This is a genomic window from Acidocella sp. MX-AZ02 (assembly GCF_000306035.1).
Taxonomy (GTDB): domain Bacteria; phylum Pseudomonadota; class Alphaproteobacteria; order Acetobacterales; family Acetobacteraceae; genus Acidocella; species Acidocella facilis.
This window is the reverse complement of record NZ_JH976210.1, coordinates 155,505-165,488: the sequence shown is the minus strand read 5'-3', so window position 1 is coordinate 165,488 and position 9,984 is coordinate 155,505. Positions and strand designations below refer to the sequence as shown.

The window sequence follows — 9,984 nt, the reverse complement described above, 5'->3', positions numbered from 1 at the left end:
AGGTAGACGATATATTTGATGGACATGAAAAATTCTCCTTCTGCAGCGGCCGATACAACAAAGGCGATGCCAGGAAGTGTGACAAATTGGAGTCAAAACGGCGAAAAGCCCGCCGCCGCGCGGCGGGCTTCCCAGGGGAAACAATTTTAAAGCGAGGAGCCGAACCCAACCGGCACGCTCACCGAGGCGAAGGCCGAGAAGCCGGTCAGGCGCAGATAGAGCAGGTCGCCAGCGCCATTGGTGCCGTTATCGAAGATGATCTGCTTCTGGTTGGTGATGTTATCCAGGTTCAGCTTCACCTTGATCGGGTCCTTGTGGGGATTGTCGTGGTTGAAGGTGTAGCCCAGCGCGACATTCACGACATTGTACGGATCATACCAGCCGCCCGGGGACTTGCCGCCGCCGGCACTGCCCTCGGCCTGGCCGTTGGCGATGTTGGTGCCGTTATTGCCGCTATATTCGCCGCCGGTCCACTGGTCGAGCACCGAGGCGTAGATGCCGTTATGCTCGTAGATCACGCCGAAATTCGCGGTGCCTTGCGGCGCCTGGGTGATCTTCACCTCGCTCGAGGTCTTGAAGGCCTGGTTGTAGCCGGCATTGCCGAACAGCGTGATGCCATTGTCAAAACTGTAGGCCAGCTCGCCTTCGATGCCGCGATAGATCACGCCGCCCTGGTTATAATAATACTTCTGCTTGTTGATCGTCCGCGAGGCGATGTAGTTCTGGAAGTGGATATTATAGATATCCCCGCCAACCGCCCAATGCGCGTCCTGATAGGCCAGGCCGGTCTGGAAATTGATGGTGCTTTCCGGCTTCACGCTCTCGGTGGTCAGCGCCGTGGTGTAGAAGGTGTTCAGGTTCGGCGCCAGGAAGCCTTCCGCGCCCTGCACATAGCCGGTCAGGTTCGGCGAGAAGGCGTATTTCGCATCGAAGGAGGGCAGCAGCTTCGTGTAATCATGCGTGTAGCCGGTCGGCAGCTCGGTCTTCTGGTTCACCTGCGCGTTCAGCGCGCGGCGGAAATAGGCCCATTTCAGGCCGCCGGTGAGGGTCAGCTTATCGGTGACATGCCAATCCACCTGGCCGTAAGGCTGGAAGGTGTAGAGCTGGTTATGCTGCAGCCGCTCGATCGACCCATTGGCATTGTCATAACCGGGCAACTGCGCGCCAGTGGTGGTGTTGATGCCCTTGCCGCCATTGCTGTCCAGCGGATCGTAATTGACCGCGTTGGCGTTGGTCAGCGAGACATTCTGCACGAAGCGGCTATTCACCTGATGATCGAACCAGAAGCCGGTCTTGATGTCGCCCCAGCCAAAATCCTTCTGCAGGCGCTGGATGGTGCCGACGGAGCGGTAATCCATCATGAAGGTCTGGCCCGGAATCCCGGCCACCGCGGCACCGCCGGGGGTCAGCACCACCTCGTTGGGCACGGCGCCGGCGGAGACCGCCTGGGTAACGCCGTCGGCATTGGTGTCGTTGGTGTCGTCGCCGTTCAGGTCGTGATGGTAATAGGCGTAGGTGTAGATCTTGCCGTCATACAGGAAGCCGTCACCCAGCGCGGATTGCAGGTCGGCATATTCCATATCGGTGGTGATATGGTCGTTATTGAAGCGGTAATAGTTCTGCGAATTCGGATTGCCGCTGAGATTATAGTTCCAGCCCTGGGTCGCCATCTGCGAGAGCGTCGCGCCATAGACCGGGTTCTGATAGAGCTGGTTATGGTCGGCCATCAGGGTCAGGGTGGTGCGCGGGCTCAGCGGAATCACCACCTTGCCGAAGAAATTCGTGCGCTGCTGACCGGAATAGCTCAGCGCGCCATCGCTCTGCATATGCTCGGCCTCGAACACCGCCGAGGCGCCGTTGAGCGAGGAGATCGCGCCGGTATCCAGGCGCACGCTGTTATCGGAGGTGTTGTAGCTGCCATAGGAGCTGTTCAGCGTCGCGGTCGGCGTCGGCAGCGGGTTGATCGTGCGCAGCGAGATGGTGCCGCCGAAGGTGGCATCGCCCACCGTCTCCGCCTGGCCCGGGCCACGATCGACGATGGTCTGGCCGATCAGCGAATTGGTGAAGAAGGAGGTGGAGTGGTGGGTAAAGTCGTTGGAATCGCCGAAGGGGATGCCATCGAACGTGACGTTGTACTCACCATCCTGGAAGCCGCGGATGGTCGGGCCGGAGGTCTCGGAGAGGCCGGGACCGTTCGGATTGATGTTGCTGACGGAGGGCGTCAGCCGGGCGATGTCCGCGTAGCTCTCGGTGCCGGTGAGCAGATTATCCACCGTGTGCTTATCCACCAGCGAGGTCGGCTGGGTGGAGTTCAGCGGCGCCTTGGAGGGCGACTGATAGGGGGCCGTGCCCTTGGTGTTGACCAGATTGGCGGGATTGTCGGTGCCGGTGGCGAGCACCGAGCCGAGATCCAGATTGACCGGCGTGTTGGCGCTCTGCGCCATCGCACCCGGCGCGATCATTGCGCTTGCGGCAAGACCGATATAGAGGCTGCGCATGGAACAAAAGCCGCGCAGCGCCACGCGCGCCCGCGATCCCCAGAAGACAGACATCACAGAAACCTTCCTGTTGATTTTGATGTAGCGGCTACTACTAAATTTATCTGTTTGGTTGTTTTACTACTTCGTGATTCTTTTATTGCAGTTCAGCGACTCTTCAGCCGGTCGGCGCGCAGCCGCTCGCGCTGGTCGGTGAGCCGGAATATCGCGGCATAGACGGCGGTGAACGCCCCCAGGCAATTGCCGCCGACGATCAGGAACATCAGCAGAATCTGGTATTTCGCCGCGGAAATCGGGTCCATGCCGGCGAGCAGCTGGCCGGTCATGATGCCGGGCAGGGTGATGATGCCGGCGGCACTCATCACATTGATGGTGGGAATCAGCGCGGTGCGGATGGCGCGGCTGGAGGCCGCGTGCAGCGCCACGAACCGCCCCTCCCCCAGCGCCAGCCGGGCCTCGATGGAGGCGCGCTCGCGCCCCACCGTGCCGTAGAAACTGTTCAGCGCCAGCGACACCGCATTCATCACATTGCCCAGCAAAATGCCGATCAACGGCAAGGCCTCGCGCGCCGCATACCAGGGCGTGGGCCGCAGCGCGGTGGTGAGCGCCAGCACCGCGATGATCATCGAGGAGATGCCGATGGCGGTGCCGGTGGTGAGATATTGCCAGGGGCCGGGCATCCGGTAATCCTGCCGCGCCCCCACCTCGTAACTGGCGGCCGAGGCCATCACCAGCGCCGCCAGCAAGGTCAGCCAGGGGTTGGAGCGCTCGAACAGCAGCCGCAGCACGAAGCCGACCAGCATCAGCTGCACCACCATGCGCAGCGCCGCGATCAGCAAGGCGCGATGCACCCGCAAGGCGAGCAGCAGCGACAGCAGGGCGCAGATCAGGATCAGGCCGGAGGTGATGGCGAGGCTGGCCGGGGTCAGGTCGATCGGGTTCATAACGGGCGCTCGCACAGGCCGGTATTGCTCATCTCATAGCGCCGATGCGCGATGCGCCCCGCCTGCGCCTCATTATGCGTCACCACCAGCAGCCCCATGCCGCTGGCTGTCAGCTCAGCGAACAAGGCTTCCATCTTCAGCGCCGTGGCCTCATCCAGCGCCGAGGAGGGCTCATCGAGCAGCAGCACCCGGGGCTGGCGGATGATGGCGCGGATCAGCGCCATGCGCTGGCGCTCGCCGGTGGAAAGCTGGGTAACCGGCGCCTCCAGCAGCGCCTCGGCCAGGCCCAGGCGCGGCAGCAGCGCCAGGGCGGCCTCACGCGGGGCCATGTGCGCGCTCACCCGCTCCGCCCACCAGCCGGGCTCCGCCGGATTGTACATCACCTGGCGGCGCCAATGCGGGGCGGGCATCACCTCGCGGCTGACACCATCCAGGCTGAGCTGGCCCTCATTCGGGTCCAGATCCGCGATCATGCGCAAAAGCAGGCTCTTGCCGATCCCCGAGGCGCCCGAGATCACCACGCATTCGCCCCGCGCCAGGGTGAGCGCAAATGGCCCGCCGGCCAGGCCACGCAGCCCGTTGACGGCAAGCAAGGGGCCGCTCATGCCACGCCCGCTGACAAGGGCTGAGACGGAACTGTCACAGGCGAAAGGCTGGAAACAGGCCGGAAGATCAGGTAGGACATTCAGTAGCATTTGCTACATAACCACCACCCGCCTTGCAACCACTACAGAATTGACGTTTTGATGAAAGCCTCCCGCCCCCCCCCGACATCCGCCCTAAACGCTCTGCCGGCCAATGATTTTTCCTCGAAGCTCGCCGCGCACGAGGCTGCCATGCCGCCCGCGATGCAACGCGTGGCCCACTACCTTGACCGCAACAAGGTCGCGGTCCTTGCCCATTCGGCGGCGGAGCTGGCGGCGATGATCGGCACCTCGGACGCCAGCGTCATCCGCACCGTGCAGGCGCTGGGCTTTCAGGGCATGGCGGAGCTGCGCCAGAGCATCGCCGCCGCCATCGGCAAATCCGCCGCCCCTTTGCAGCATATGCGCCAGACCTTCGAGGATCTGGAGGGCAAGGGCTCCTCGGCCGCGGATCTGGTCATCGACACCCATATGGAATCACTGGCGCAGCTGCAGGAACCGGCGGCGCGCGCGGAAATCCATGAGGCGATCGCGCTGCTGGGCGGGGTAGCGCGGATTGTCATCTATGCTGCCGGCCCGTCACGCCTGCTGGCGGAGTATCTGCGCCTGCTGATGGGCCGCCATGGCCAGGCCTGCAAGACCATCGGCCAGGGCGGGCTCGGCCTGGCCGATGAGCTGCTGGATCTTTCGGAACAGGACGGGCTGCTGATCCTCTCTTACGGCAAGCCCTATAAGGAAGTGTTGCTGGCGGCGAGCGAGGCGAACAAGGCGGGTGCCAAGATCGTGCTGGTGACCGACACCCCCAACACCAAACTGGCGAAGTTGGCGCAAGGGCTGATCACCGCCCGGCGCGGCCGCACCGAGCGGGTGGCGCTGCACGGCGCCACGCTGATCATTCTGGAAGCCTTGGTGATGGGGCTGGCGATTGCCAACCAGAACCGCACCATCCGGACGCTCGCCCGGCTTGGCACGCTGCGCGACGCGCTGGGGTAGAATTTTTGGTGCCGCTTTTTTTCAAAAGCGGCACCTGGAACAAAAGCTTTACGACGCCGGCTTGTAGACCAGCAGCCGCAGCGTCCCCGGCTCGAAATTATAGCGCGGCGCGAAGCCGGGATGTTTCACCTTGCCCTTGCCCTGCGGCGTGGCGGTCACCAGGAACACATCGCCATTCGCCTCATCCAGCGCCATCGTCCGCGCGCCGATCTGCGTCTTTACCGGCGCCAGCGCCTGGTAATGGTCGGCGTCGATCTCACGGATGACGGAGAGCGTGCCGGTGCTGTTGGCGCTGAACACCAGGTGCCGCTTGGCATCGAAGGCGGCGCTGTCTGAACCTTTGCCGATATTCAGCAGCGCCACCATGGCGCCGGTCTTGGCGTTCACAACCGCCAGCTTGCCGTTCTGGCAGCTGGCGAAAACCCGCATCGTGGCGGTATCCATCGCCATGCCGGTCGGCGCCGCGCAACCGGGCAGCGCGTCGCTGGTGACGAGTTTTTTCGCCTCGGTATCGACCACCGCGATCTGGTTCTTGTCATTCAGCGCCACGTAAAGCCGGCCCTGCCCATCGGCCACCAGATATTCCGGCTTGCCGGGCAGATCGATCTTGGTCTCCTGATCGGTGGCCGGGTCGAGCGCCAGCACCGCCTGGGAATCGCCCGCCGCAACGAAAATATCATGGCTGGCGGCGTCGAACACCATCCCGTCAGTATCCTCAAGCGACGGCAGCGTCTTCATAACCTTCAGCGTCGCCGGATCGAATTCTGACAGCGTCCTGGTGCCGGAGCTGTCGGTATAGCCGTCGCCGGTGGCGGGGTCGAAGGCGATGCCATGGGTATCGTCCAGCCCGGTCACGTTCCCCTGCACCTTGCCGGAGGCCATGTCCACCACGCTCACCGCCTTGCCATGGGCGATGAAAAGCTGCCCGGTGGCCGCGTGATAATGCAGATAATCCCAATGTGCGGCGCCACCGAGCGGAATGCTCTGCGCCAGGCTGTAGGCGGGCGCGGCGGCATGGGCGATGGGCGCGCAGGCGGTCGAGAGGCACAGCGCCGCAAATCCGGCTTGCCAAAGATGTCGCATATCAAATCCTTTTGAGCGATGGAGAAATGAGCGCGCTATCTGTTTATCTTGAGGCTGGGGCGTCACGATCAACAGATGAGAAGGCTCGCCAAAGAAAAGCCAGAGCGGGCGGCTGTAAACCCATCTCGCTCTAATTTCATGGTTCTGAAATAAGTAGATTTCAGAACCACGATACGAGAGCAATATATGTTTATCCTGACGCGCCAGCATCAAGCTAAACACATATTGCTCTAGGCGCGGGCCTTGGTGAGTTTCAGCAGCAGCACTGGCAGCGCCAGCAGCACCAAGGGAAACTGCACCAGCAGCCCGGCGATGATGGCAATCGCCAGCGGCTGCTGCATCCCCGCCCCCTGGCCGAGATCCAGCGCCAGCGGCAGCAGCGTCAGAATCGCCGCCAGCGTCGTCATCGCGATCGGCCGCAGCCGGTTTGCCGCCGCCGTGGCGAAGGCCTCGCGGGGCGGCAGCGTCTCCAGCAGATGCTGCGCCTCGGAGACGAAGAAGATCGCCATCTCGGTGGCGATACCGACGATCATCACCATGCCCATCATCGCGGTGATGTTCAGCGGCACGCCGGTGAGGAACAGCCCGGTGAACACCGCGGTGGTGGAGAGCAGCGAGGTGCAGATGATCGCCGCCACCCAGGCGAAGCGCTCATAGAGCAGCAGCAGCAGCACGAACTCCGCCAGCAAGGCGGCGATGAACACCCGCACCAGACCGGCAAAGGCGATCTGCTGCTGCTTGTAGAGCCCGCCCAGCGTGTAGGTTACGCCGTTGCCGAGAATACCAGGCTGGGCCAGCGCCTTTTTCACTTCGGCGATGCCGGCGCCGAGCCCGGTGCCGTTGAGCCGGGCGGTGACATCCACCACCTGCTGCAAATCCTCGCGGGTGATCTCCGGCTGGCCGGAGGCGATGGAGAAGCTGGCGATGCTGGAGAGCGGCACCAGCGCGCCGGCCGGCGTCGGGATCGGCAATTGCCCCAGCTGCGTGGTGTTCAACCCCGCCGCGCCTTGCGCGCGCACGCGGATGCCGGTGAGCTGGTTGTTGCCCTCGAAGGTCGCGGCCACCGTGCCTGCCATCGCGGTCTGCAGAATCGCGGCGACCTTGCTTGGATCGAGCCCCAGAGCCGCAGCGCGGGCCTGGTTGACATGGATCTCGATGGCATCGCCCGCCGGGACCACGCCGTCATCGATGGAATCCACCCCCTGGATCTTGCCCAAAGCCGCCGCCACGCGCTGCGCCGCGCCTTCCAGCGCCGCCGGATCGGCCGCGGCGAGGCGCACATCGATCGGCTGCGGCGTGCCGGTCATGTCGCCCAGCTCGTCGGACATCAGCTGATGCGGATCGATCTGCACGCCCGGCACCTTCGCCGTCACCTCATTGGCGATGCGGTTCATCACCACATCGATATTGGCGCGCTGGCTGAGCGGGGTGAGGCGAATGACGAAATCGCCCTTGTTGGATTCCGCGAGATCGCCGCCAAACCCGGCGCCGGCGCGCATCGAATAGCTGGCGACGGCGGGGTCCTTGTGCAGGATCGCCTCGATCTCGCGCATCTCGCGCTCGGTCTCGGCCAGCGAGGTGCCGGGGGCGGTGAGATAATCCATCACGAACCCGCCTTCATCGAGCGAGGGCATGAAGCCGGTCTGCACGTGGCTGTAGGAGAGATAGCCCACCACCACCAGCCCCAGCACCGGCAAGGCGAGCAGGACCGGCCGGGTGAGGAAGCGGTTCAGCAGCCGCTCATGCGTGCGCCCGAGCCAGCCCTGGCCATTCTGGCCGGGGTCGGTCCAGCGGTCGAAATCCACCAGGGTCGCGGCCAGCAGCGGCACCACCAAAGCGGTGAGCAGCCAGGAGGCGAGCAGCGTGGAGGCCACGGTGATCGACAGCGCCTTGAAGAAGGCGCCGGTGACGCCGGAGAGAAAGGCCAGCGGCACGAAGACGATCAGCGTCGCCGCGGAGGAGCCGGTCAGCGGCCGCAAAAATGCGCTCCCCGCCTGCAACACCCAGAACCGCCCGGCGCCGCGCGCGGGATGGCCGCTGCGATGCGCGATGAACTCGATCATCACGATCACATCGTCGATCACCAGCCCGACCGAGGCCGCCAGACCGCCCAGCGTCATGATGTTGAAGCTGAGCCCGGCCATCGAGAGCACCATCACCGCCGCCGCCAGCGAGGCCGGCACGATGGTGATGGCCAGCAGCGTGATCCGGCCATTGCGCAGGAACAGATACAGCACCCCGGCGGCCAGCACGATGCCGATCAGGATCGCATCGCGCACGGAGCCTGCCGCGGCCAGCACCAGCGTGCTCTGGTCGTACCATTTGCTCACACTGACACCGGGCGGAATCTGCCCCTTGAACCCGGCCAGCGCCTTATCGACGGCCTTGGCGGTGGCGACCATGTCCGAGCCGGTCTGTTGGTAGAGCAGCAAGGTCACCGCCTGTTTGCCGTCGGCATCGACGCCGAGGAATTGCGGCACCACGCCCTGGCTCACCTGCGCCACGTCCCCCACATGCAGCACCCCGCCAGGGCCGGCGCGCAGCACGATATTCTTCACATCCCGCACGCCGCTGACGCTGTTATTGGTGAGCAGCAGATAGAGCAGCTGATGATCCTCGATCCGCCCGACCGATTGCAGGCTGGCCGCACCCGAGATCGCATTGACCAGATCGGTGAGGGTGAGATGCGCCGCCGCCAGCCGCGCCGGATCAGCCGAGACCTCGACCTCGCCGGTATCGCCGCCCTGGACCTGGACATGGGCGATGCCCTTCACCCCGGAGAGCAGCGGCACCAGCTGGTATTTCGCGAGGTTGCGCATTTTCACCAGGCCGACGCTGGGGGAGGTCAGCGCATAGGCCATGAACGGAAACACGTTCGGCAGCATCTGCAGAACATTGTAGCTCACCCCTGGCGGCAGGCTGGGCACGGTCTGCGCCAGGGCCGCGTTCACCCCCAGCATCGCGGTGGGCATGTTGGTGCCCCAGGCGAAATCCACCGTCAGCATCGCCGAGCCGCGCGAGGTGACGGATTTCACGTTGACCACGCCGGGCACCGCGCGCACCGCCTGCTCCACCGGTTGCGTCACCGCCAGCACCATCTGCGAGGCCGCCTGGCTGCCGGTATCGACAGTGACGCGCACGCGCGGGAAAGAGGCGTCGGGATACAGCCCGATCGGCAAGGAGATGGCGGCGCTCAGCCCGGCCAGCGCCAAGGCGGCGGCCAAAGTGAGAACGAAACGGCGATGCCGGTCCAGCCAGGCGCTGAACTTCACGAGCCAGCCCCCTGGGTGGCGGTCTGCATGCCGTCACTGAGCTGGTAGGCGCCCTGGGTGGCGATCTTCCAGGCGGGATTCAGCCCCTTGGCCGCCAGCACGCTGGTCCGGGCCCCCTGCTGCAGCAGCTCGACATCCGCCCGATGCGCGATCCCCTTGGCATCGAGCTGATACACATACAGCCCTTTCTCATCGCGCAGCACGGCCTCGTTGGGCACCTGCACGCCCTCCAGCTGCCCCGCCTGGATCTGCACCCGCACCGGTGCGCCCAGCGTCACCGGGGCGGCGGGGCGCAGCGTCACGTCGATCAGCCCGGTCTGCGCATCCAACCCGCCGGCAATGCCAACCACACGGGCGGCCACCGGGGCGCCGCCATTCAGCTTCGTCAGCGTCGCGTCATCGCCGGGCTGCAGCTGGGCGGCCTGGCTCTGCTCGAGTCCGATCTGCGCCACCAGCCCGCTTTGCGGCACGGATTTCACCAGCACGCTGCCCGCCGGCAGGCTGCCGCCCGGGGTGGCCGGCAGCGCGGTGATCAGGCCTGCCGCCGGGG

General features: G+C 64.7%; 7 protein-coding genes. 1 reads left to right on the top strand and 6 read right to left on the bottom strand.

Translation table 11 applies throughout. The features are described 5' to 3' along the window. Nucleotides 1-146: 146 nt before the first annotated feature. The 3 genes from MXAZACID_RS15440 to MXAZACID_RS15430 form a co-directional block, all read right to left on the bottom strand. Nucleotides 147-2,462, bottom strand: a complete 2,316-nt coding sequence (locus MXAZACID_RS15440) for a TonB-dependent receptor (protein ID WP_205619831.1) — start codon at nucleotides 2,460-2,462, stop codon at nucleotides 147-149. A gap of 182 nt (nucleotides 2,463-2,644) precedes the next feature. Further along, nucleotides 2,645-3,442: an iron export ABC transporter permease subunit FetB gene (gene fetB / locus MXAZACID_RS15435; RefSeq protein WP_008495426.1), complete on the bottom strand. Its 798-nt coding sequence runs from the start codon at nucleotides 3,440-3,442 to the stop codon at nucleotides 2,645-2,647. Next, nucleotides 3,439-4,047 carry an ATP-binding cassette domain-containing protein gene (locus tag MXAZACID_RS15430; protein WP_008495425.1) on the bottom strand — a complete coding sequence of 203 codons (609 nt, stop codon included), beginning with the start codon at nucleotides 4,045-4,047 and terminating at the stop codon, nucleotides 3,439-3,441. The genes fetB and MXAZACID_RS15430 overlap by 4 nt, the downstream gene beginning before the upstream one ends. A 141-nt stretch (nucleotides 4,048-4,188) precedes the next feature. On the opposite strand from MXAZACID_RS15430, the gene MXAZACID_RS15425 reads away from it, so the two are divergent. Then, the gene (locus tag MXAZACID_RS15425; protein WP_008495424.1) at nucleotides 4,189-5,079 is read left to right on the top strand and encodes a MurR/RpiR family transcriptional regulator; all 891 of its coding nucleotides are present in this window, start codon (nucleotides 4,189-4,191) and stop codon (nucleotides 5,077-5,079) included. A gap of 48 nt (nucleotides 5,080-5,127) precedes the next feature. Here MXAZACID_RS15425 and MXAZACID_RS15420 read toward each other — a convergent pair whose 3' ends face one another. The 3 genes from MXAZACID_RS15420 to MXAZACID_RS15410 all read right to left on the bottom strand — a co-directional run. Beyond that, nucleotides 5,128-6,162, bottom strand: coding sequence for a YncE family protein (locus tag MXAZACID_RS15420; RefSeq protein WP_008495423.1), 1,035 nt, complete (start codon nucleotides 6,160-6,162; stop codon nucleotides 5,128-5,130). Between the two features lie 230 nt (nucleotides 6,163-6,392). After that, nucleotides 6,393-9,434: an efflux RND transporter permease subunit gene (locus MXAZACID_RS15415; protein WP_008495422.1), complete on the bottom strand. Its 3,042-nt coding sequence runs from the start codon at nucleotides 9,432-9,434 to the stop codon at nucleotides 6,393-6,395. Further along, on the bottom strand, nucleotides 9,431-9,984 hold a 554-nt coding region (locus tag MXAZACID_RS15410), incomplete at its 5' end, for an efflux RND transporter periplasmic adaptor subunit (protein WP_008495421.1). The genes MXAZACID_RS15410 and MXAZACID_RS15415, both read right to left, overlap by 4 nt.

Coding starts and splice junctions, on each gene's coding strand:
- MXAZACID_RS15440 (WP_205619831.1), bottom strand. CDS start 2,462: ATGATCGCGCCGGGTGCGATGGCGCAGAGCGCCAACACGCCGGTCAAT.
- fetB (WP_008495426.1), bottom strand. CDS start 3,442: ATGAACCCGATCGACCTGACCCCGGCCAGCCTCGCCATCACCTCCGGC.
- MXAZACID_RS15430 (WP_008495425.1), bottom strand. CDS start 4,047: ATGAGCGGCCCCTTGCTTGCCGTCAACGGGCTGCGTGGCCTGGCCGGC.
- MXAZACID_RS15425 (WP_008495424.1), top strand. CDS start 4,189: ATGAAAGCCTCCCGCCCCCCCCCGACATCCGCCCTAAACGCTCTGCCG.
- MXAZACID_RS15420 (WP_008495423.1), bottom strand. CDS start 6,162: ATGCGACATCTTTGGCAAGCCGGATTTGCGGCGCTGTGCCTCTCGACC.